We start from the raw sequence: 24241 nt of genomic DNA, 5'->3' as shown, positions 1-24241 counted from the left end.
GCTTACAATTTTAGATTATATATGATTCATTACAATAAATCTATGATTTACTTTTCATATTTGATAGAATTAAAAAAATATTTCGGGAGGTTTCAAACATGGCATTTACAGAATCTGATGTATACAATAACACAGCATTTTTCGAACAATATATGAAACGAAGATACCGAGAAAATAGCCCAAATGAATCCATTGAAAAACCAGTATTCTTTCAGCTCATTGGTCATGTACAAGGAAAACAAATTCTCGATTTAGGCTGTGGTGACGCTAAGTTTGGCGCGGAATTATTAGAAAAGGGATGCCACTCTTACACCGGCATTGAAGGCTCCGAACTTATGTATGAAAAAGCTAAAAAACAACTAGAAAATAAAAATGGATCTGTTCATTTTTTAAACCTCAAAGATTATACCTACCCCTCTTCCACTTTTGATTTAGTAACATCTAGACTCGCCTTACATTATATTGAACATCTTGATACCATTTTTCAAAAAGTGTTTCAAACTTTAAAAACAAATGGCACCTTTACCTTTAGCGTTCAACATCCCGTAATTACTTCTTCGTTTGAAAGCTTACAAACAAGTGGTAAAAGAACGAATTGGCTCGTCGATCATTACTTTAAACTAGGCAAACGGGTTGAACCATGGATTGACCAAGAAGTTATTAAATATCATCGTACAACGGAACAGTATTTCACATTATTACAGCAAGCTGGATTTACCATTACATCATTAAAAGAAGCTACACCAAATTCAACCTATTTTCAAAATGAAGAAGAGTATAAACGTCGCTTACGAATTCCTCTCTTTCTCTTATTTTCTTGTACAAAATAAAAAAAACGATGAATCACTCATCGTTTTTTTATCTCATTGCCTGGGCAACTTCTTTAACTACACGTCTTCCTCTTCCGTGCGGGATACAAAGTGGTGTTCCAAACAACGGATCCGTACTAATTTGACACTCCATTCGGAATACATCACGTACTAGTTTCTCATCTACCACTTCTTCAGGTTTACCTTGTGCATATATTTGTTTATCTTGAATGGCTACAATGTTATCTGCATAGCGGCATGCCAAATTTAGATCATGTAATACCATAACAATTGTTCTTTGTTCTGTTTCATTTAATTCGAATAATAAATCTAGCACTTCAATTTGGTGAGTCATATCTAAGTATGTAGTTGGCTCATCCAGTAAAATAATATCTGTATCTTGTGCAAGTGTCATTGCGATCCAAGCACGTTGACGTTGTCCACCTGAAAGGGCATGCACATCTCGCTCAGCAAATTCTGTCATACCTGTTGCTGCAAGTGCCTTCTGTACCATTTCCTCGTCTTTTTCTGACCATTGCTTCAGCCATGTTTGATATGGATAACGCCCTTGCTTTACAAGTTGTAATACTGTAAGTCCTTCTGGTGCTTGTGGTCCTTGCGGTAAAATCGCCATTTGACGAGCAATTTGCTTCGTTTGCATACTTTGAATTGCTTGATTATCTAACAAAATATCACCATTTGTTGGCTTTAATAATCTGGCTAGTGAACGTAATAAAGTTGATTTCCCGCAACCGTTAGAACCAATAAAAATTGTAATTTCTCCTTTTGGAATTTCTAAGTTCAGCTCATCAATAATAATTGTTTCACCATAAGACAACGTCAAGCGTTTCGTCTCCAATGCTTTTTGCATATTCATCTCCCTTTATGAATTCCGACTTTTATAAAGTAAATAAATAAAATAAGGTGCACCAATTGCTGATGTAAATACCCCTGCTGGAATTTCAAGTGGTGTGAAAATTGTACGCCCTATTAAATCTGCAGCAAGTACTAGAATTGCACCGACAATAGCTGCAACTGGGAGTAATGCACCGTATAAAGAACCAACTAATCTTCGTGAAATATGTGGTGCCATTAAACCGACAAATCCAATCCCTCCGGCAAAAGCTACCGCACCACCAATTAAAGCTGTACTAAGTAATAACATAAATACACGCGACTTTGTTAAAGGAACCCCAAGTCCTACCGCTATATCATCCCCTAGCTCTTGTGCATTTAAATGCCTAGCTGCGATAAATGATATTACTGTTAAAATGAGAACCCAAGGCGCAAGTACCATAACATTTTGCCAAGAAGATCCGTAAACGGTACCTGTAATCCATACATTCGCTTGACTCGCTTGATAAATTGGTGCTAATAACATAAACAAAGTCGTTGCCGCCTTCGTTAATGCCCAAAATCCAACACCAATTAAAACGAGACTAATTGGTGATAATCCATCATTTTTCCATGCAAATAAGTATACAAAAACCGCTACAATCGTTGCTCCTGCAAAAGCTGCGAGCGGCATATAATGAATACTTACCGTTAGTGCATTATTTTTATCACTAAATAGCGCTAAAAATAATACAACTGCGACACTTGCCCCGCCCGTAATCCCGATGATATCAGGAGAAGCAAGTGGATTTCGAACGAGCCCTTGTAAAATACAGCCCGCTACCGCAAGCGCAATTCCTACAAGGATAGCAATTAAAATACGTGGCATACGAAACTTATTTACAACCATGTTAGACATCGCATCGCCATTTCCGGTAATTGCTTGCCATACGTCATAAGGAGCAATTTTCATGTCTCCCATACCTGCGCTCGCAAAGAATAATCCTATTAAAACAACTAGTAAACTTAACAAGACGAGACAAGCTCGTTTATACATTAAAAACGAGAGCTCGCCTTTTCCTATACGAAACGGAATATATTTCTTCATTTGCTAAGCCCTCTCTTACGTGCAATATAAATAAAGAACGGTGCTCCAATAAATGCTGTCATAACTCCCACTGGTACTTCTTGTGGCATAATGACATATCTTGCTGCTATATCAGCCAATATTAGTAGTATTGCACCTAACAATCCGCTATAGGGCACTCTCCATCTGTGGTCAACTCCAACAAGAAATCTAGCAAAATGCGGAGTAATAATTCCAATAAATCCAATTGGGCCAGCAACCGCAACTGAACCACCAGACAACAGTACAATAATAAGTAACACGAACGATTTCATTAAAATTGTTCGTTGTCCAAGTCCTTTCGCGACGTCTTCTCCCATCATCAATGTATTTACTTTCCCTGCCATCATAAGAGATGCAATCCATCCTATTAATAAATACGGGAATACAGATTGTAAAATTTCTAACTTTCTCCCTTGCACAGATCCAGCAAGCCAAAATAATACCTCTTCAAGTGCTTTTTCATTTAACACAAGTAATCCTTGTGTTAATGATGAAAATAACGCACTAATTGCGACCCCTGCTAACGTTAACTTAAGAGGAGTAGTCCCTTCTTTTCCTAAAGAACTAGAAGCAAATACAAGTACAGCTGCAACCGCCGCTCCTAAAAAAGCAATCCATGTGAAAGCTGATAATGATGTCACGGAAAAGATTACAATTGCTACAACTATGAAGAACGCAGCACCTGAATTTAATCCAATAAAATCTGGAGAAGCAAGTGGATTCTTCGTTAAAGTTTGCATAAGACAACCAGCAATGGCTAAACTAGCACCAACACTAGCTGCAATTAACGCCCTAGGCAGACGTACATTTTCAATAATAATATGTTCATTGGAACCGTTAAAATGGAAAAAAGCATCCAATGCTAGTTTCCAACTCGTATTTGTATATCCGAAAATAATACTTCCCCAAATACAAATGACGACTGCAATGATTCCAACAAATAATCCAATCCATTTTGCTCGATTTGTTTTTAATAACATGCAGCGTTTCCCCTTCAATGTATAATGATACGTTGTTAGTGTATTTCAACTTAATTCTCATTGTCAACGGAAATGAGAATTATTTTCACCCATATATATTGACAATTAAAAGATAAAGGCTTAATATCATGCTTGCTATTGAAAAATATTCTCAACATATAGGGGGTACATAATGAATTTCATGCGGAAGAAATCGTTTACAGTATTTGTATTTTTACTAGCATTTTCAATGCTTTTAAGCGCTTGTGGAAAATCAAATAACAAAGAAGAATCTCCAAAAGAAGATACTAAAAAAGAAGTGGTTACTGTAGAACATGCAATGGGTAAAACAGAAGTTCCTGCTAATCCAAAACGTGTAGTTATCTTAACAAATGAAGGAACTGAAGCTTTACTTGAATTAGGTGTGAAACCAGTTGGTGCTGTAAAGTCTTGGACTGGTGACCCATGGTATCCACATATTAAGGATAAAATGAAAGATGTAAAAGTTGTTGGTGATGAAGGACAAGTTAACGTTGAAACAATCGCTTCTTTAAAACCAGACTTAATTATCGGTAACAAAATGCGCCACGAAAAAGTGTACGAACAACTAAAAGCAATTGCACCTACTGTGTTCTCAGAAACATTACGTGGTGAATGGAAAGATAACTTCAAATTTTATGCAAAAGCATTAAATAAAGAAAAAGAAGGTCAAAAAGTTGTAGCTGATTACGAATCACGTATGAAAGATTTAAAAGGCAAACTTGGCGATAAAGTAAATCAAGAAATCTCTATGGTTCGTTTCATGCCTGGTGATGTTCGTATTTATCATGGCGATACATTCTCTGGTGTTATTTTAAAAGAACTTGGATTTAAACGTCCTGGAGATCAAAATAAAGATGATTTTGCAGAGCGTAACGTATCTAAAGAGCGTATTTCTGCTATGGATGGTGACGTATTATTCTACTTCACATTCGATAAAGGAAATGAGAAAAAAGGATCTGAACTAGAAAAAGAATATATAAACGATCCTCTATTTAAAAATTTAAATGCCGTAAAGAATGGTAAAGCATACAAAGTCGACGATGTTATTTGGAATACAGCTGGCGGTGTAATGGCTGCTAACCTATTACTAGATGACATCGAAAAGCGCTTTGTTAAATAATATTTCCTTAACCAGCTCCCTTCTATGGAGCTGGTTATTTTTCAATTCACTTAAATGTCACATTATTTCGTTTTGTATTTTTATTCCCAATATGTTATATTATAAAAGTAAATAGAGTATATTTTCTTTATATCAGAATATTTTTTTAATCTAAACTTTCTGATTAATCACTATTTTATTTTCTTTTAGAATTCAATTATTACATTTGAAAACGCTTATCATCTCGTTTTCAGGGCAAAATACAGTAACGGTTGAAGAAAAATAGAACTTTTTTAGAAATTTTCTTTCTATTTCCATATAATTCTATTGACTTCTAAATATTTTGTAAATTAAAATGATTACATAAATATCCGTTATACAGGATTAGGGGGAAACAAAAATGGATGCAGCTTTAAAATTAGACAAAGCTGGAGAGCAACAATCACCAAAAAAACATCCACCAGGGTTATACTTGTTGTTCTTTACAGAGGCGTGGGAAAGATTTAGTTATTACGGAATGCGTGGCTTATTAGTTCTTTATTTAACAACGAGCTTAGTAAGCGGCGGTTTAGGATTTGATAAAGCAGTTGCAGTTCAAATTTACGGTATTTTCACAATGCTTGTATATTTCACACCTATTATTGGTGGTTGGTTAACTGACCATTTCATTACGAAGCGACATGCCATTACTATTGGTGGTATCATCATGGCAATTGGTAACTTTGTATTATTCTCAATGAACACAAAAACTGGACTTTTCTTAGGATTAGGATTATTAGTTATTGGTAACGGATTCTTCAAACCAAATATTTCGACTTTATTAGGTCAATTATATAGCGAAAATGATTCTCGTCGTGATAGTGCCTTCACTATCTTCTACATGGGGATTAACTTAGGAGCTCTTATCGCTCCATTCATTTGCGGTTACTTCGCAGATTATAGATACGGTTTCTTAACAGCTTGTATCGGTATGATTATTGGGCAGCTTGCCTTTAATTTCTTAGCACCTCGTTACTTAGGGTCTATCGGAACAACTGTTGTAGGTAAACAATCTAAAGAAAAAAATGCAAAAGCAATTGAGAAAAAACCTTTAACAACACAAGAGAAAAAACGTACTGCTGCAATTTTAATTTTAACTTGTTTCGTAGTATTCTTCTGGGCAGGATTTGAGCAAGCTGGTAGTTCTTTAACACTTTACACAGATAAGTTCGTAGATCGTACAATCGGTGGATTTACAATTCCAACACCTTGGTTCCAATCTGTAAACCCACTATTCATTATCTTACTAGCATTACCTGTTTCTGCGTTATGGATTAAGCTTTCAAAAACAAAAAATGGTGATTTGAAAATCCCAACAAAAATGGCATTAGGCATGATTTTACTAGGGATTGGATATTTAGTTCTAACTTTAGCTGTTTTAAAAACTGGTAGCGATGAAGGTAACATTACAATGAAAGCAAATTTACTATTCATTGTATTCACTTACATGTTCCACACAATCGGTGAGTTATTCTTATCACCAATCGGATTATCTATGGTAAGTGCAATCGCTCCTGTTAAATTAGCATCATTATTAATGGGTGTATGGTTAGCTGGTACTGGCTTCGCAAACTTATTAGCAGGACAATTAGCCGCTTTCACTCAATCTTTAGGATATTTAGAAGTATTCGCAAGCATCGGTATTATCGTAATTGTACTGGGATTAGTACTTCTGATGTTCTCTAAGAAAATTGCACATATGATGGAATAAAAAAAAGACGCTTCTAAAATTAGAAGCGTCTTTTTTATTATTTCTCCTCTAAAGCTGTCACGTCCACATGAACGCTCTCACCAGGATTAGATACATCATACACTTGAGCACTCCCCTTCTGCTCATCACAGCTCTCAATCCATACTGGTACGCCCTCATATGTAACGTCAATTCTACTTGAAGAAGATAAGATTTGTTTCACACGTTTCACATCCATACTACTATCCCTCCTTTTGCTTACTACACTCCTTTCTATTTTTTCTTTTCCTTTTAGAATATATTCGGTAAGGCAGCATGTTGATTAATAGTCATTTCTTCCTCACATGCTAATATTTACTCTCTCGCTACCTTTCTGACAAATAAAAAAAGACGTATATTACATACGTCTTTTTCCACAATATTCAAATTTTATGAAAATAATGTTTTTACTACCGCACTTACTTTATCATTATGAATTTGATAATACACTTCTAATCCTCGTCTTTCAAAGCGCACTACTTTATTTTGCTTTAACTTCGTTAAATGTTGTGAAACCGTTGATTGCGGAATTTCTAATACTTCCTGTAGTTGTGTTACATTACATGTTCCTCTTTGCATAAGTTCCATTACTAGACGTAGACGAAGTGGGTGAGCTAACGCTCTTAACATTTGTACATCTTCTTCTGAAATACGACATTCGAATTGATTTTGGCTCATAAAGTTCCCCTCATTTTCGTTTTTATTTGCGTTTTTATGTTCTTTTTATTTATTTATATATCTGTTCTTATATTTCCTGTTACGACATAACTTTATCAACCTATAAAGCCGAAAAATTTTTCCATCTTTATCAGCAAAAATTCAGGAAAAAATCCTTGCTGATTTTGAATATTATACTATATGATATAACGAAAAAGCAAAATAATGGCCTACGAATACTTTGCTTGCAAACGTTGTTTTATCAGGCTTTTTGTTATATTTTCACCTCATTGAAATGCACAGTAACGGTATTGTAAAATACCGTCTATAATTGATAACCTATCGTAATGTAGTTGAACTATAATTAACCTCTTTGTTACGTTAAAAGGAATTTTCAGTAAAAAGAGATGATGTGATATTAAAAATTTGTTTCTAATTTTTTATTCGTATTGCAAGCGGTTGGACTGTTGTGCAAAACTTCCTATTAAATCCACTCAACGTGCCTCCCTCACTAAATCAAACAGGACAGATAAATGCATATATTAAACTTTATACTCGATATAAAAGACAGCATCTAATATACACCAGAGAACATGCCATCTGAATAAGCAAAATAATATGCAAATAGTTTATACAGCACACTTAAATTCATTTGAGTGTGTTTTTTGTCTACTTTATGAACAAAGCTTTTCTTTTAACACTATTATGGAATAATTATACTTTTTTACGTTGACAATAGTGTTGAAGGAGAATATACTAAGCATGTAAGTTGATTGTGAATAGTTTCACAAATAATGTGAATTTCTTCACATATAATAGATAGGAGTTGTCATTATTATGAGTACTTGGACACAAATTTATGACCCATTAAACAATATTTGGTTATCTGCACTAATCGCAGCACTTCCAATCTTTTGTTTCATCATTTGTTTAATGGGATTCAAAATGAAAAGTTACATGGCTGGTCTTTATAGTGTGATCGTCGCTATTATCCTTGCAATATTTGTTTATAAAATGCCAGCAACAGTAGCTGTAGCATCTGCCGGATTCGGTGTTTTATCTGGATTTTATCCAATTTGTACTATCGTTATCGCCGCAATTTTCCTTTACAAATTAACTGTTAAAACAGAGCAATTCAATATTATTCGCGATAGTATTTCAAGCATTACAAATGATCAACGTTTACAAGTATTATTAATCGCTTATTCTTTCGGTGCTTTCTTAGAAGGCGCAGCTGGTCTAGGGGTTCCAGTTGCTATTACAGCTGCACTACTTGTGGGTATGGGCTTTAATCCATTAAAAGCAGCAGGTATTTGTTTAGTAGCTAATATTGCTGGTGGTGCTATGGGTGCTATGGGTATTCCAGTTACAGTGCCAGCACAATTAACTCAACTTGACGCATTAACTATTGGTCGTCAAACTGTTCTTATTTTACCTTTCATTAGTATTATTTTACCTTTCTTACTTGTTTCAATGGTCGATGGAATTAAAGGTATTAAAGAAACTTGGCAAGGTATTCTTGTAAGTGGTGTTTCTTTCGCTATTACTCAATTCGCTGTAACTTACTTCTTAGGTGCAGAACTTACTAATATTTTCGCAGCAGTTGTAAGTATGATTGCTCTTGCATTATTCTTACGTGTTTGGCAACCAAAATCTTCTACTAAAGAAGAAAAACAAGAAACTAAAGTATCACATACATTCAATCAAATTTTATATGCTTGGTCTCCATTCGTATTCTTAACTGCATTTGTAACAATCTTTAACTTAAAACCGATTAAAGCTTTATTTGCTCCAGATGGTCCGTTAGCAAACTTAGTATTTAACATTCAGTTCCCTGGTCTTCATAATGCTGTTATGAAAACTACACCAATTACAAAAGCTGATACACCTTTCGCAGCTGTTTTCAAATTTGATGTATTCTCTTCTACAACTACTGCGATTGTACTAGCAATTATCGTTTCACTTATTGTTTACCGCGTAAAAGGTAAAATGGTTAAAGAATTAATGATTGAAACAATGAAAGAATTAAAAGCTCCAGTATATACAATTTGTAGCGTTATCGCTTTGGCTTACGTAGAGAACTACTCTGGTATGTCATCTACACTTGGACTTGCATTCTCTTCTACTGGTAATGCATTCCCAGTTCTTTCTCCAATCTTAGGATGGATTGGCGTATTCATTACAGGTTCAGTAGTTTCAAGTGGTTCTTTATTCGCACCACTTCAAGCAGTAACAGCAGACCAGTTAAACATCGTTCCTTCTACACTCGTTGCCTTAAACGTAGTAGGTGGTACAATGGCAAAAATGGTTTCACCACAATCTGTAGCAGTTGCTTGTGCCGCAGTTGGACTAGTTGGTAAAGAATCTGCTCTATTTAAAACAGCAATGAAATACAGTTTAATCTTCTTAGCTGTTATTAGCTTACTTCAATTAAACGCTGTATTTAATATCTTTTAAAAATAAAACACCGATCCAAATGGATCGGTGTTTTTCACATTACATTTTTTTATTTTTTAATAAAGAAGCTCCAGCAATTTCAGGGTGAGTCATTTCGAATGGATCTAAAATAATATCCAATTCCTCTTCAGTCAGTACACCATGTTCTAAACATAACTCTCTAACAGATTTTCCTGTTTCAATTGCTTCACGTGCAATACGAGATGCTGCTTCATAACCAATATGAGGATTAACTGCTGTAATAATTCCAACACTTTTCTCAACATATCGCTTCAGCAATTCTTCATTTGCTGTAATTCCTTCAATACAATATTCACGGAATACACGGAATCCATTATTCATAATACTAATAGATTGAATTAAATTAAATACAAGTACAGGCTCCATTACATTTAACTCTAATTGTCCTGCTTCTGATGCTAAGCAAATTGTATGATCGTTTCCGATTACTTGGAATGCGACTTGGTTAATCACTTCTGCCATAACTGGATTTACTTTACCTGGCATAATCGATGAACCTGGCTGACGTGCTGGCAATTGAATTTCAGCTAACCCAACACGTGGTCCAGACGCCATAATACGAAGATCGTTTGCAATTTTAGACATGTTCATCATACATACTTTAAGTGCTGCAGATACTTCTGTGTATGCATCTGTATTTTGCGTTGCATCAACTAAATGCTCTGCACCAACAAGCGGGAATCCACTAAACGTTCTTAAATGTTTTACCACTTGTTCAATATACGTAGGATTTGCATTTAATCCTGTACCAACAGCCGTCGCGCCCATATTCACTTCATATAAATGTTGACGAGACTGTTTAATTCTTTTTATATCACGCGCAAGCACTCGGCTATACGCTTCAAATTCTTGTCCAAGGCGAATTGGAACTGCATCTTGTAAATGTGTGCGTCCCATTTTAATAACGTGATCAAACTCTTTTGCTTTTTTACGAAAAGCAGAATGAAGTTCTTCCATTGTTATAAGAAGCTTTTCTAACATCATAAGAGTTGCAATATGAATCCCTGTTGGAAACGCATCGTTCGTTGATTGGGCCATGTTCACATGAGTGTTTGGGCTAATTTTCGCATACGCACCTTTTTCATATCCCATACGTTCTAACGCTCTATTCGCAATTACTTCATTTGTATTCATATTAATAGAAGTTCCGGCTCCGCCTTGAATAGGATCCACGATAAATTGATCATGAAACTTTCCATCAACAATTTCTTGCGCTGCTTCTGCAATTTCATGTCCAATGTCTTTAGCTAAGTAACCAGTGTCTATATTCGCAAGCGCCGCCGCTTTTTTCACAATTGCCATTGCTGTAATGAGTGATGGATGAATGCGATATCCTGTAATTGGGAAGTTTTCTACGGCACGTAATGTTTGTACACCATAATAAGCTGCACTTGGTACTTCTTTTTCACCTAAAAAATCTTTTTCTATACGTATATCCTTCGTTGCTATCATTTTTATCACCTATACTTTTTCATTCTAAATCCTTATCCAAAAAATCCGCCCTCTAAAAACACGAGTATCATTCAGAAGAATTTTTCAGTATCCACCTTCACTATATAGCACCTTTTTTGAAAGCGCAAACATTTATTTTTCTGTATATCCTTTTTATTAAAGTTTATAGAAAATCATTCTTCTACTTTCCTTATTTCCACTCGTTTAATTTGATGCATATCCTTTTCAAGGACTTTAAAATAAAAACCGTGTTTCTCAATAATATCTCCTTCAGCAACGATTTGTTTTTGTACCATAATCCAGCCACCAATTGTATCTACATCATCAGCAATTAAATGTATGCCAAGCAAATCATTTACTTCACTAATAAGCACTTTTCCCTCTACGATTTTATAACCTTCACTTACATGCTCTATAGGTGGATTCTCATCTTCATCGTATTCATCTCGAATTTCTCCAACAATTTCTTCTAAAATATCTTCTAGTGTAACAATCCCTGCTGTACCACCATATTCATCATACAATACAGCTAATGGAATGTGTTTTCTTTGCATTTGTAATAGTAAATCATGAATCGGAATATTTTCTAGCACTTCAATAACTGGCCTTGTATATGGCATAATCGAGCACTCCTCGTCCCGATTACCATCCATATACCGAATAAATAAATCTTTTACATTAACCATCCCAATAATTTCATCTTTATCTTCACCAAATACAGGATATCTCGTGTACTTTTCTTGCGCGATTACTTTAATATGTGTTTCAAATGGTTCGTCCTCATATAAGCCTACAACTTCCGTACGAGGTACCATAATTTCTTTTGCTACTCTATTATCAAATTCAAAAATATTATTTACATATTTAAATTCCCTTTGGTTAATCTCTCCGCTCTCATAGCTCTCAGATAAGATTAACCTTAATTCTTCTTCTGAATGAGCTACTTCATGTTCAGAAGCTGGATGTAATCCGAATAAACCAGTTACAACCCTCGCTGAACCATTCAAAGCCCAAATAAACGGATACATAACTCGGTAAAAATAAATAAGTGGTTTCGATAACAATAAGCTAACTTGTTCTGCTTTTTGTATAGCAAATGTCTTTGGAGCAAGTTCCCCAATGACAACATGTAAAAATGTAATTACTGCAAAGGCAATAATAAATGAAACTGTACTAGAAATTGCAGGTGAGAATTGCAATTTTAAAAACAACGGTTCGAGTAAATGTTTAATAGTTGGTTCCCCTAACCACCCGAGCCCTAAAGCAGTAATTGTAATACCTAGCTGACAGGCCGATAAATATTCATCTAAATTTGTAGTTACCTTTTTTGCTGCCAGTGCACCTCGTCTTTTTTCACTAACGAGTTGATCAATACGACTGCTACGTACCTTAATAATTGCAAATTCAACAGCCACAAAAAATGCTGTTAACCCAATAAGAAGGACTACCATCAATAATTTTAAAATATCCACATATGCTCTTTAGCTTTCTTAGCTAAAGTTACACCTCCTTTTTAAAAAGAAGTTTCACTTTAGTTTCTTCAATTATTGGACAGCAACTCTATATAAAATCCACCAATTTTCAAACCTCATACAATTCTAAAGGTAAAGCATCAGGGTCTTGGAAAAAGACGAATTTCTTCCCCGTTATTTCATCAATACGGATCGGTTCGGTCTCAACACCACATTGATTTAAATGCTTCATAGCTTCTTCTATATTTGTAACAGCAAATGCTAAATGTCTAAGACCGGCTGCTTCTGGAAAACTTTTGCGCTCAGGTGGATTTGAAAATGAAAATAATTCGATTTGATACTCTTCTCCTACACATAAATCTAATTTATAAGAATCTCGTTCCTTTCTATATACTTCATTCATTTCTTTAAACCCTAATATTCTAGTATAAAAATCCTTTGACGTCTCATAATTCGAACAAATAATTGCAACGTGATGCACTCTACATATATTCATACTCTCTCTATTCCTTTCTTTACCAAAGATGCATATTCTCCCTTGAAATGAAAAACATATATAGCAGAATATCTCTTTTAGGGGGCTTACCATGAAATTCATTACTTTTTTCGTCGGACTAATTGTTGTTTTCTTGCTCGCTTATATCGCTAGCAATAATAAGAAGCATATTAAATTTAAACCAATTTTTATCATGCTCATTATACAGTTAATTTTAACCTATTTACTATTAAATACAGAAATCGGCCTCATACTTATTAGAATCATTTCCAGTTTGTTTACCAAACTACTCGAGTATGCTGCTGATGGAATAAATTTCGTATTTGGTGGACTTGCAAATAAAGGTGAAATGCCATTTTTCCTTAATGTATTATTACCAATCGTCTTTATTTCTGTTTTAATTGGTATATTACAACATTTCAAAATACTACCATTTTTCATTCATTGGATCGGGTACTTTCTTAGTAAAATAAATGGTCTTGGGAAATTAGAATCTTACAACGCTATTGCTTCTGCCATTGTCGGCCAATCCGAAGTTTTCATTACAGTGAAAAAGCAATTAGCTCAAATTCCAAAACACCGTCTTTATACACTTTGTGCCTCTGCTATGTCAACCGTATCTATGTCTATCGTAGGTGCCTATATGACAATGATTGAACCTAAATATGTAGTAACTGCACTCGTTCTCAATTTATTTAGCGGTTTTATTATCGTACTCATCATTAACCCTTACGACGTTAAAGATGACGAAGATATTTTAGAAATCAAAGGTGAAAAACAAAGCTTTTTTGAAATGCTTGGAGAATACATTCTTGATGGTTTTCGTGTAGCCATTGTTGTCGGCGCTATGCTCATCGGGTTCGTCGCATTAATTAGTTGTATTAATGACCTGTTCCTCATTATATTCGGTATTACGTTCCAACAATTAATCGGCTATGTATTTGCACCTATCGCATTCCTTATCGGTGTACCAAGTTCTGAAATTGTCGCAGCTGGCAGTATTATGGCAACAAAGCTTGTAACGAATGAATTTGTCGCAATGATGGACCTTAGTAAAATTTCTAATAGCCTTTCTCCCCGTACAGTTGGTATTATTTCTGTTTTCCTTGTGTCTTTTGCCAATTTTTCTTCCATTGGTATTATTTCAGGTGCGGTAAAAGGACTAAACGAAGAACAAGGAAACGTTGTTGCGAGGTTTGGCCTTAAATTACTATATGGGGCTACTCTCGTTAGTATTTTATCTGCAATTATCGTAAGCATTATGTTGTAATTAGGTAAAATTTTATCATTTTCTTATCCCTATCTTTTGTATACAATAACGAATAGATGTCTTATACAGTGAAACTTTACTCAGAGGGGGCTATCCCCCCTCTGAGTATTAGCCTTCACCAATCGGGCTTTTACGGGCAGTTAACTCCCACCTAACTTCCTTGCATTCGCTGGACTTTGAGGTGGGAGTTTTACTGCCCGTTAATGCGGGATAAATAATCAAGACATCTATTTTTTATACATGTACAATCGCTTTTATTTAGCGTAAAATATTTTTTATGTGTTTGAGTACACTTCTAAATGTATACACTTTGATAGTTTTAAAGGAGAAAAAATGATGAAATCCGACACGAACAACAATACGCGAGCCAAAAAAGGACGCTCAAAGAAAAAACGCCTACTTTGGTTCCTTCTTATTCCATTACTAATTGTAGCACTTGGAGCAGGAGGCTACTCCTTCCATATATACAGTAAAGCAAAGTCCGTCTTAAATAATGCTTATGCTGAACTAGGTCGAGGAGATAAGTCCAGTAAACGTGAAAAAGCTGTTAAACCTATGACCGATAATATTTCTGTACTAATTATGGGTGTTGATGAAAGTGATATTAGGGAAAAAGGTTATGGAAAAGCAACTCGAACAGATGCGTTATTACTTGCAACAATTAATAAAAACGATAAATCCGTTAAACTTGTAAGCATTCCACGTGACTCACGCGTCTACATTAAATCACGTGATAAATACGATAAAATCACACATGCACACGTATTCGGTGGTGTAGACAGCACAATTGATACGGTAGAGAACTTTTTAGATGTTCCAGTTGACTACTATGTAAAATTCAATTTTAAATCATTTATTAAAATTGTTGATTCTCTTGGTGGTATTACTGTAGACGTTCCAGTTGAGTTCACAGAGCAAAATAGTAAAGATGAAGCAGATGCAATTCATCTAAAAAAAGGACGTCAACATTTAAATGGAGAAGAGGCACTGGCACTAGCTAGAACTCGTCACATCGATAGTGATTATATGCGTGGCCAACGACAACAGCTTGTATTAGAGGCCATTGCTGAAAAGGCACTATCTCTTAATTCCATTAATAAAATCGGTGGCCTACTAGACGCTGTCGATAAAGATTTAAAAACCAATTTAACTTTTGATGATATGATGACAATTACAAAAAATTCAATGGATTCAAATTTAAAGATGGAAAAAATGCAAGTAGAAGGTACAGATAAATATATAGGTGGTATTTATTATTACGTTCCAAATGAAAAAAGCGTCGATACTATTTCAACTACCCTTCAAAAACATCTCGGTGTTACGAATAAAAATGAACATAAAAAATTATAATAAAAAGGCTGCTAGATCTTTCTAGACAGCCTTTTTATTATATTTTTCAACATATTTTTCATACACATTGTGACAAGAAGTGACAATTATTACAGCCGTGTAACATTTTTTATGAAAACATTACACATGCAGTGAAAATAATAGTATACTAGTACGTACATAATGTTATTTTCATCATTTTTATACAAAAAATGTAATACATATATTTATACATAAATTTCTGGGGGGAAATAAATGAAGCTAAGTAAAATACTGATTGGTTCTGCAATTGCCGGGGGCATATTACTTTGTGTAGGCGGTGTTGGGGGATATCAATATGTATCCAAATTAAATAATCAATTAGATACTACTGCATTACCAAATACTACATTTGAAGGTATTTCTCTCGATGGAAAAAATAAGAAAGACATTCAAGCAATTATTAATCAAAAGGTAACTGAATTAGATCAAAAATCCCTTACCTACATATTCCAAAACGATAAACAAACTTACACATGGAAAGATTTAGGGGTAAATTATAAAGAGAAAGATATTATTGACAAAATATTCAAAGAACAAGAAGGAAACGTAATGAATCGTTACAAAATGCGTAAGCAAGCTGAAAACGGTGAATTAAAACGGGACTATAAATTAACACCACAATTAAATACAACAGCTTATGAAACCTTTATAAAAGATAAATATAATGAAACATTAAAAAATCCTGTTAATGCAGAATTAAGTATTGAAGGCTCAACAGTAAATGTTAGTCAAAGCCAAAACGGAGAAAAAATTGATAAAGAAAAACTAAACAGTTTAACAAACGAAGCTATTACTACTGGTAAATCAGATGTTACATTACCAGTTACATTCATAAAACCAGAACGTTCTACAGAAGACATACAGAAAATGGGTATTAAAGAAGTCATTGCTGAATATTCTACTCCAATGGCTGGCCGTAACGGAAATCAATCATTTAACGTAAATAAGTCAGCTAATACTTTAAGTGGGGTTATTGTCGCACCTGATGAAACATTTAGTTTTAACGGCCGCGTTGGCGTAACTGATGCTGCACATGGTTATAAATCTGCAGCAGTATATTCACAAGGTAAAGTAATACAAAGTGCAGGCGGAGGAGTTTGCCAAGTCAGTAGTACATTATACAGCGCAGCTTTAAGGGCAGATTTAGGCATTGTTTCTCGAAGCAATCATTCAATGCCGGTAAATTATTTACCACTTGGGCAAGATGCAGCAGTAGCAGATTATGGTCCAGATTTAAAATTTAAAAATAATACAGGCAATCATATTTATATTCAAGCATTTTCAAATGGAGGTAGTATTACTACACGCATTTTCGGTACAAATACTGGTAAAAATGTTGAAGTTTCTTCTCAAGTAATTAGTAGAACTAGTGATAAAATCACAGCAGTTACGTATAAAAAAGTAACACAAAACGGGGAAGTAATATCAAATGGACAAATTTCAAAAAGCGTATATAAAAGCGCTCCAAAAGAATAGATAATATTAACCGAATAACATAAAGAAAAAGGCGTGATTAAATCACGCCTTTTTCTTTTGCAGTAATAGTAAAAAAGTTTCAAGATGGTCTTTCGTTTCTTCTAAAGACCACATACGATTTCCTTGCTTCGCAGCTAATACACACGCCACTTCCCACGCGTTCTTTTTCTTCATATTTATTAATTCATCACGTAATTTCAAAACGATTTCTTCGTCTTCTTGTTCAATAAACTCTTCCATCACGCTTACTATTTCATCCTCATGAATACTTAACGTACAGTACGATTTAAGAAAGTATTGTAATGTCGTATACATAATGTACTCCCCCTTCTTATTTATCAGATGGATAAGAAGTAATAATCTTAAACCCTAATTCCCCTGACTTATCTCTTGCTAAAACAGTAACAGTTTTTACTAACTTGTCTTTTACACTCATATTTTTCTTTATTACCGTTTTTCCAACCGGGAATGAATGAGTTGTATTTAATACGAGACGAGCCTCTTTAGAATTTTTTAACCAATCTTGAATTTCCTTGTCGTGTTGCTTCAAGCTATCTTTTACAGCTTTCGTCGCTGTTTCTTTATCATAGTATGTACTTGCAGCTGACACTTTATCTGTCTTCAAGCGATTCTTCAAATCCTCTTCTGACTTGCCTACATGTCTTTCAATCGTATGACCATTTTTAGGTGGTCCTTCCATTTCATCTAAAATATTATCACTGATTTTTTCTACCGATGTAGCTTGATTCCCTGTCTGTTTCTCTGGCTTTTGTTCTTTTCCTGCACATCCGCTTAAGATCAGCATTAATGCCAATAAACTACTGAAGAAAAGACTGCTTATTCGTTTCATCATATCACCTCTTCCATGATTATTATCTCAACTTCACTAAAAGTCAATTTCACACGAAAAAACATACACATTTTTTAAATTCCTCACCTATTTTGCCATATTATCAACCGATTTTCATAGAATCGCTATTTTCTCCCCTTCTATAAATATACCCCTATATTTTTATGATTATTTCCCGATTTAATCCATCCCTAAAACCACCGTATAAACCCCATATCTAAAGGGTTTATACGGTGGTTTATTAAAAATAAAAATATACCCCTTACTTAATATACCCAATACCCTTATATAGTATATTAACAGTGTTTTATCAACGTTTTCTACATTATGTAAATTTATCCTTGCCTATATAATCGAAATATGGTGTAATGCAAAAAAAGATAAAGGATTTTAAACAATGGCTGAAACGATTCAAAATTTCTTAACAGAATACTATTCAATCGCAATTCCACTTAGTATCTTAATTAACATCATCATTAGTCTTTTAGGTTTTATCCCTAGTATTTTTTTAACCGCCATTAATATACAGCTCTTTGGCGTAACAAATGGTACTGTTATTTCGATCGTAGGCGAAGCATTAGGGGCTATTATCTCGTTTTATATTTACCGCATGGGCCTTCAAAAGTTCACTCACGATAAAGTAAATAAGTATCCAAAGGTAGAGCGTCTTCTTTATGTAGAAGGTAGAGAGGCCTTTCTACTCGTTCTATCGTTTCGATTGATACCTTTCATCCCATCAAGTATCGTGACTTTATTTGCGGCTCTAGGTAAGATGTCATTACTCTCCTTCAGTATTGCCAGCACAATAGGGAAAATACCGGCCTTATTGATTGAAGTATATTCTGCATATCACGTTATAAATGGAACAAATGAAGCAAAGTGGATTGTAACAATCGCAGGCGCTATTGGATTGTTTTATTTGTGGAAAAAATGGAGAAAAAAATAAAGAAGGAGCATAGGCTCCTTCTTTATTTTTGAGGTATTTTATTAATAACTATCTCTTAAAGTCTTAGTTTACACCAACAGCACTATATGATTGCTTAACTGCTGCTACTTCTGCAGAGCTAGCACCATATAAATCCGCTGCAGCTTGTACTAATCCAGCACGCGCTTGACTAAAAGTAGTAGATTGAGTGAAATATTGCGTATTTGCACGGTAATAGATCGCTCCTACTTTATCTTTACCAATGCCATTCACAGTAACACCGTAATGCGTACCACCATTCGCTAATAAATAAGCTGCTTTGTTAATAATACCGCTGTTTGTATGAACGCCACCATTGTCACTAGTACCAGTATAACGCTTAGAGTAGTGGTCTGGATCACCATATTTCGTTGGATCACTCATAGAGCGAAGCGCATCTCCAGCTTTACCAGGCGTATAAATATCTTCACCAATTTCCCAATCTGGGTTACGGTTATCATAATACTCTACTAATGTACCAAAAACATCTGAAATAGCTTCATTTAATGCCCCTGATTCATTTTGATAAATTAAATCTGAGCTATACTCTGTAACAGCATGCGTTAATTCGTGGCCAATTACATCAATTCCACCAGATAATGAAGTGAACGTTACACCATCACCATCTCCGTATACCATTTGTGAGCCGTTCCAGAATGCATTATTATACTTACTTCCGTAATGAACTGTTGATTTTAATGGTGCTCCTGCATCATTAATAGAGTTTCTATTAAATGTAGCTTTATAATAGTCATATGTTTTACCTGCATAGTAATGAGCATCTACTGCCGCTGCATCATACGCTGCATTGAAAACATTATCTGCATCTACCCATAAAGTTCCTGGTAATGTAGTACGATTTTTCGCATCATATGTGAAAATCGTTGCTCCGCGCGTATTATCTTGTAAGTAGTAAGATGAACCAGATAACGTTGTATTAAGTGATTTCGTATCTCCTAATACACCTTTACCAGTTCCTACTTTATTTGTTCCTGTTACAGGTTTTACTACTGCTTTTGCATCCTGTTTAGGAGCCTCTTGCTTAACTGGTGATTTATCTTCATTTGCTACATGATCCAATTTATTATATTTATTTAATACTTTACCGCTGTCTGCTTCAATGAAATAGTAGTAGTTTCCTGGACTTGGATCTAAGAAGTTTAAGTTTACAACGTATGCATATGTTGTTTCTTCGCCATTTTGATATACATATAAGTCCGCTTTTGGTTCTACCTCATATTTTGGCGTTACCCCTAAATCTTGCTGCGCGATTTCAATTGCTTTTGCGCCTTCAATCTTATTTTTATTTTTCAACTTTTCCTTTTTGTCTAAATCAGGTGCAACTGTTCCAGACAATACTTTTAAAGAACCGTCTTTACTTACGTGAGCCACTTGAGTAGAACCCCATACAGGCACTCCTTCGTAAACTTGTTGCATACGTACTACTGTTGAATCAGTTACAGCATCTTTCTTCACTTGTTTCACTTTGAAAGAATCTTGCGCACTCTTTTCCCCTAACTTGTAATCACCTTTTGCTGCGTTTAAGTAATCAAACACAACAGATTCTGCTTTCTTACCAGTCGCTCCAGTTAGATCACCAGAAATAAACTCAGGTGACTGTACTGTCTCATTGTACTTCTTCGTAGAGAGTACATTTTTAGAATCCGCAAATGCAGAGCCTGTCCCTCCAAACGTAGTAACTGCCATTCCTGTCGCTAACACTAACGCTAAACTTTTCTTTTTCATGAACCTTCCCCCTAATAAAATTTTTTTTGAAAAAGAGTAGTTTTATATTAGCATTATGTTTTCACTATTAATATACTAAAAATTCAATTAATTTATTTCTCAAGTTTTGTAGAATTTTGAGGAACAAATATTGAAAAACCCCTTTCCTGTTGGAAAGGGGTTTCTGTTAAGAATTTATTAATTCTACTACTTTTTCTCCTTGACCATAAATATCCGATGTCCAAGCATATTGCGGTTCCAATACCACTAATACAGCTACCAAAGCCAAAGCACCAATAATTATTTTTTTCATATTATTTTCCTCCCTTTTCTTCTAATAAATTAATTGCTAATTTATAGTAGTTATTACTTTCCTTAAATTCTAGTAATTCCTCGTGATATCCTGCTAGTTCTAAATACACCATTTTTAATTCCTTTTTATTTTCTTCGCCTCTAAAAAATGGGATTGCCTCAACTTCTAAAAATCTTTTATAAACATCTTTCGTTTCAAAGTATTTATTCTTAAGCATTGAAAGTATATATAGCATACTTTTATACTTTTCATCCCTCTTGGCAACATCTACCCCTTTATTAATCCAATCTTTCGCTTCTTCAAATTCTTTTAATTCAATACACTGCAAAGCGATCTCATACACTGCATCAATATAATTTAAATCCTCTTCCTTTTTGTACTTTAGGCATTGTAAATAATAATCTTTTGCTTTTGCATACTCTTTTAAGTTATAGTACAAGAAGCCTAAATTATTTAAAGCAATAGCTGTTATACTTTCTTTATCAGCAAAAGAATTTGCTTCCCTCAAAATATTATTATAAATAGATAGTGCTTCATTATATTGTTTTTTTTGTATATAACTCAATGCAATAAGTAACTGGCAATTTATCACATAACGGAATTTATATTCATTCTTAAATCCTTCCATTGCTACATTAGCAAAATGTAAAGTCATATGTTCAACTTCTAATTCATTATAAACAAGAGCCAAATTGAAATATATTCCATTCTCATGATAACCTTGTTCCTTTGCCATTACTTCTGTTCGAGTCAAATACTCCAATGCCTTCTTATATCTATGTTGTAAAAAATAATATAACCCTTTGCTATACGTATATAATAATTTTTGGAATGGTGAATACTTTTTGTACATCTTCTTTAAGCTCTCTAACTCTTTTTCGACAGCAGGAAAATCCCTTTTCATAATTAAATAACGTGTATACAGCAGTTTATAATAATTTATAATTTCAAAATCCAACACATGCTTCATTTCACCTTGCAACTCTTCATATATACGTTCTACTTGTTGCTTGTCCAAATGAACTAGTGCATTCAACCATTCGTCCAGCTTCCCCTTCACATCTTCTTCTACATCTCTCAAATCCGTCACAGCAATTTCTAGTCTTGTGCAGAGCAATTGTAGAATTTCTTCTGATGCTTCAATCTTTCCATTTTCAATCTTACTTAAGTATGAGACAGAACAAATGCCCTGACATAATTCTTCTTGTGTCATTTTTTGCTGTAGCCGTTTATAAAAGACTTGTTTGCCTATTTTTTCTAATGTTTGTTGCATTGTCCTCCTCCATTCTCATTACCCCCATTACTCTAATAATACATAAAATCTGGAGAAATATAAATTGATAAATATAAATTTTCTAAAAAATATGCATAATTTCATTTTTTTCTCTCTTGACTTCACATCAATATCTCTTCTTTGCTACGAATGGTGAAAAATTGGTATACTATAACCAAATTATGGAGGTGTTCTCGCGATGACTCATTATAAAGACGATAGTTATGCCTTACATACAGACCTATATCAAATCAACATGGCTTATACATATTGGAAAGATGGTATTCATAATCGCCGTTCTGTTTTTGATTTATATTTTCGAAAGCTTCCATTTGAGAACGGCTACGCTGTTTTTGCTGGCCTTGAGAAAATTGTAGAGTACATAGAAAATTTCAGTTTCACTGAAAGCGATATCGCTTATTTAGCAGAATTACAATTTGAAGAAGAATTCCTTCATTATTTACAAAATATGAAATTCACTGGGACGATTCGCAGTATGCAAGAAGGGGAAGTTGTATTTAATAACGAGCCTTTATTACGTGTTGATGCACCACTTGGTGAAGCACAAATTATTGAGACTGCCCTCTTAAATATTGTGAATTACCAAACATTAATTGCAACAAAAGCAGCTCGTATGAAACATGCTGCAAGTAATGATGAGCTTTTAGAGTTCGGCACAAGACGTGCCCATGAGTTCGATGCTGCCCTTTGGGGGACGCGTGCTGCCTTTATTGGTGGTTTCTCCTCTACAAGCAACGTTCGTGCTGGGAAACGCTTTGGGATCCCTGTAGCCGGCACACACGCTCACTCTTTCGTTCAAGCATATCGCGATGAATACGTCGCGTTTAAAAAATACGCTGAAACTCATAAAAAGTGCGTCTTTCTCGTTGATACTTATGACACATTGAAATCTGGTGTTCCAAATGCAATTCGTGTTGCAAAAGAATTTGGGGATCGTATTGATTTCTATGGCATACGTCTTGATAGTGGTGATATGGCTTATTTATCGAAAAAGGCACGAAAACTACTAGATGAAGCAGGGTTTACAAATACAAAAATTATCGCTTCTAGCGATTTAGATGAATACACAATTATGCACCTTAAATCTCAAGGAGCAAAAATTGACGTATGGGGCGTTGGGACGAAATTAATTACGTCCTTTGAGCAACCTGCATTAGGAGCTGTTTACAAACTAGTTGCGATTGAGGATACTGACGGAAAATTAAATGATACGATTAAAATTTCATCTAATCCTGAAAAAATTACCACTCCAGGACTGAAACGAATTTATCGTATTATCAATCGAGTTAACGATCATGCAGAAGGCGATTATATTGCATTAGATTCTGAAGAACCTGGAAAAGAAGAGCGCTTAAAAATGTTCCATCCAGTTCACACATATATAAGTAAATTCGTAACAAACTTTGAAGCCCGTGAACTGCATAAAGACATTTTCGTTAACGGTGAAAGAACATATGAACTGCCAAGTATATTAGATATTCAACAATATAACGAGCAGAGTCTCTCTCTATTTTGGGAAGAATATATGCGAACTTTAAATCCTGAAGAATACCCTGTCGATTTAAGCCAAGAGTGCTGGGATCATAAAATGAATTACATTCAAACAGTTCGAGAACAAGTTGAAAAAAACATACAAAAGTAAACAGAGAAGTTTCCCCTTCTCTGTTTTTTCAATACTATATGGATATTTGTAAAAAATATATTAAAATAATAAGACGAATGTATTTTATTTGTAAATTTTAATATCACACTATTTAAAATTAAAATAATATTTGGTATTATT

General features: G+C 34.4%; 22 protein-coding genes. 9 read left to right on the top strand and 13 right to left on the bottom strand.

All coding sequences use genetic code 11. The annotated features are described in order from the left end of the window. Positions 1-98: 98 nt before the first annotated feature. On the top strand, positions 99-830 hold the full coding sequence (locus tag CGQ22_RS25480; RefSeq protein ID WP_089149523.1) for a class I SAM-dependent DNA methyltransferase: 732 nt from the start codon (positions 99-101) through the stop codon (positions 828-830). A gap of 28 nt (positions 831-858) precedes the next feature. Here the strand turns inward: CGQ22_RS25480 and CGQ22_RS25475 are convergent, their stop codons facing one another. Genes CGQ22_RS25475 through CGQ22_RS25465 form a run of 3 tightly spaced genes read right to left on the bottom strand, consistent with a single transcriptional unit; the run spans position 859 to position 3752 of the window. Further along, on the bottom strand, positions 859-1680 hold the full coding sequence (locus CGQ22_RS25475; RefSeq protein ID WP_001167953.1) for an ABC transporter ATP-binding protein: 822 nt from the start codon (positions 1678-1680) through the stop codon (positions 859-861). A 12-nt stretch (positions 1681-1692) separates the two neighbouring features. Continuing rightward, positions 1693-2751, bottom strand: coding sequence for a FecCD family ABC transporter permease (locus CGQ22_RS25470; RefSeq protein ID WP_000760057.1), 1059 nt, complete (start codon positions 2749-2751; stop codon positions 1693-1695). Then, positions 2748-3752 carry a FecCD family ABC transporter permease gene (locus tag CGQ22_RS25465; protein ID WP_000925225.1) on the bottom strand — a complete coding sequence of 335 codons (1005 nt, stop codon included), beginning with the start codon at positions 3750-3752 and terminating at the stop codon, positions 2748-2750. The genes CGQ22_RS25470 and CGQ22_RS25465 overlap by 4 nt, the downstream gene beginning before the upstream one ends. 172 nt (positions 3753-3924) lie before the next feature. Here CGQ22_RS25465 and CGQ22_RS25460 point away from each other — a divergent pair, with 172 nt between their 5' ends. After that, entirely contained in the window at positions 3925-4893 is a 969-nt protein-coding gene (locus CGQ22_RS25460) for an ABC transporter substrate-binding protein (RefSeq protein ID WP_001010268.1), read from the top strand. Between the two features lie 379 nt (positions 4894-5272). After that, positions 5273-6622 (top strand): peptide MFS transporter, encoded by a 1350-nt coding sequence (locus tag CGQ22_RS25455; protein ID WP_000338314.1) that lies wholly within the window; start codon positions 5273-5275, stop codon positions 6620-6622. A gap of 37 nt (positions 6623-6659) precedes the next feature. Here the strand turns inward: CGQ22_RS25455 and CGQ22_RS25450 are convergent, their stop codons facing one another. Further along, entirely contained in the window at positions 6660-6839 is a 180-nt protein-coding gene (locus CGQ22_RS25450) for an acid-soluble spore protein H (RefSeq protein ID WP_000382679.1), read from the bottom strand. A gap of 191 nt (positions 6840-7030) precedes the next feature. Then, positions 7031-7318, bottom strand: coding sequence for an ArsR/SmtB family transcription factor (locus CGQ22_RS25445; RefSeq protein WP_000081428.1), 288 nt, complete (start codon positions 7316-7318; stop codon positions 7031-7033). 816 nt (positions 7319-8134) lie between these two features. Between CGQ22_RS25445 and CGQ22_RS25440 the strand changes: the two genes are divergently transcribed. Further along, on the top strand, positions 8135-9754 hold the full coding sequence (locus CGQ22_RS25440) for an L-lactate permease (RefSeq protein ID WP_089149522.1): 1620 nt from the start codon (positions 8135-8137) through the stop codon (positions 9752-9754). A 39-nt stretch (positions 9755-9793) separates the two neighbouring features. Here the strand turns inward: CGQ22_RS25440 and aspA are convergent, their stop codons facing one another. The 3 genes from aspA to gloA2 all read right to left on the bottom strand — a co-directional run bounded on the left by aspA (position 9794) and on the right by gloA2 (position 13195). Continuing rightward, the gene (gene aspA, locus CGQ22_RS25435) at positions 9794-11227 is read right to left on the bottom strand and encodes an aspartate ammonia-lyase (RefSeq protein WP_000562133.1); all 1434 of its coding nucleotides are present in this window, start codon (positions 11225-11227) and stop codon (positions 9794-9796) included. A gap of 173 nt (positions 11228-11400) precedes the next feature. Next, entirely contained in the window at positions 11401-12699 is a 1299-nt protein-coding gene (locus CGQ22_RS25430; RefSeq protein WP_000353331.1) for a hemolysin family protein, read from the bottom strand. A gap of 109 nt (positions 12700-12808) precedes the next feature. Next, entirely contained in the window at positions 12809-13195 is a 387-nt protein-coding gene (gene gloA2 / locus CGQ22_RS25425) for an SMU1112c/YaeR family gloxylase I-like metalloprotein (protein WP_001017680.1), read from the bottom strand. A gap of 91 nt (positions 13196-13286) precedes the next feature. On the opposite strand from gloA2, the gene CGQ22_RS25420 reads away from it, so the two are divergent. The 3 genes from CGQ22_RS25420 (at position 13287) to CGQ22_RS25410 (ending at position 17312) form a co-directional block, all read left to right on the top strand. Next, a complete protein-coding gene (locus CGQ22_RS25420; RefSeq protein WP_000668864.1) occupies positions 13287-14465 on the top strand; it encodes a NupC/NupG family nucleoside CNT transporter in 1179 nt (392 codons plus the stop codon). A gap of 333 nt (positions 14466-14798) precedes the next feature. Further along, positions 14799-15815 carry an LCP family protein gene (locus tag CGQ22_RS25415; protein WP_002163841.1) on the top strand — a complete coding sequence of 339 codons (1017 nt, stop codon included), beginning with the start codon at positions 14799-14801 and terminating at the stop codon, positions 15813-15815. Positions 15816-16049: 234 nt separating this feature from the next. Further along, positions 16050-17312, top strand: a complete 1263-nt coding sequence (locus CGQ22_RS25410; protein ID WP_089149521.1) for a VanW family protein — start codon at positions 16050-16052, stop codon at positions 17310-17312. A gap of 42 nt (positions 17313-17354) precedes the next feature. Here CGQ22_RS25410 and CGQ22_RS25405 read toward each other — a convergent pair whose 3' ends face one another. Next, positions 17355-17627, bottom strand: a complete 273-nt coding sequence (locus tag CGQ22_RS25405; protein ID WP_000288805.1) for a hypothetical protein — start codon at positions 17625-17627, stop codon at positions 17355-17357. A gap of 16 nt (positions 17628-17643) precedes the next feature. Then, positions 17644-18162, bottom strand: coding sequence for an RNase A-like domain-containing lipoprotein (locus CGQ22_RS25400; RefSeq protein ID WP_000822689.1), 519 nt, complete (start codon positions 18160-18162; stop codon positions 17644-17646). Positions 18163-18559: 397 nt separating this feature from the next. Here CGQ22_RS25400 and CGQ22_RS25395 point away from each other — a divergent pair, with 397 nt between their 5' ends. After that, the gene (locus tag CGQ22_RS25395) at positions 18560-19108 is read left to right on the top strand and encodes a TVP38/TMEM64 family protein (RefSeq protein WP_000852223.1); all 549 of its coding nucleotides are present in this window, start codon (positions 18560-18562) and stop codon (positions 19106-19108) included. 63 nt (positions 19109-19171) lie between these two features. Here CGQ22_RS25395 and CGQ22_RS25390 read toward each other — a convergent pair whose 3' ends face one another. The 3 genes from CGQ22_RS25390 to CGQ22_RS25385 form a co-directional block, all read right to left on the bottom strand. Beyond that, positions 19172-20872, bottom strand: a complete 1701-nt coding sequence (locus CGQ22_RS25390; protein WP_000730379.1) for a M4 family metallopeptidase — start codon at positions 20870-20872, stop codon at positions 19172-19174. A gap of 166 nt (positions 20873-21038) precedes the next feature. Then, positions 21039-21164 (bottom strand): NprX family peptide pheromone, encoded by a 126-nt coding sequence (locus tag CGQ22_RS31710; RefSeq protein ID WP_000720172.1) that lies wholly within the window; start codon positions 21162-21164, stop codon positions 21039-21041. Between the two features lies 1 nt (position 21165). Continuing rightward, the gene (locus CGQ22_RS25385; RefSeq protein WP_089149520.1) at positions 21166-22437 is read right to left on the bottom strand and encodes a helix-turn-helix domain-containing protein; all 1272 of its coding nucleotides are present in this window, start codon (positions 22435-22437) and stop codon (positions 21166-21168) included. Positions 22438-22636: 199 nt separating this feature from the next. On the opposite strand from CGQ22_RS25385, the gene CGQ22_RS25380 reads away from it, so the two are divergent. Further along, on the top strand, positions 22637-24100 hold the full coding sequence (locus CGQ22_RS25380; RefSeq protein WP_000150187.1) for a nicotinate phosphoribosyltransferase: 1464 nt from the start codon (positions 22637-22639) through the stop codon (positions 24098-24100). Positions 24101-24241 lie beyond the last annotated feature (141 nt).

Origin of the sequence: Bacillus sp. M13(2017) (assembly GCF_002218325.1) — a bacterium.
In the GTDB taxonomy this organism is placed as follows: Bacteria; Bacillota; Bacilli; order Bacillales; family Bacillaceae_G; genus Bacillus_A; species Bacillus_A thuringiensis_K.
Note: the sequence above shows the minus strand (reverse complement) of the source record. Positions and strands in the feature narration are given on the sequence as shown.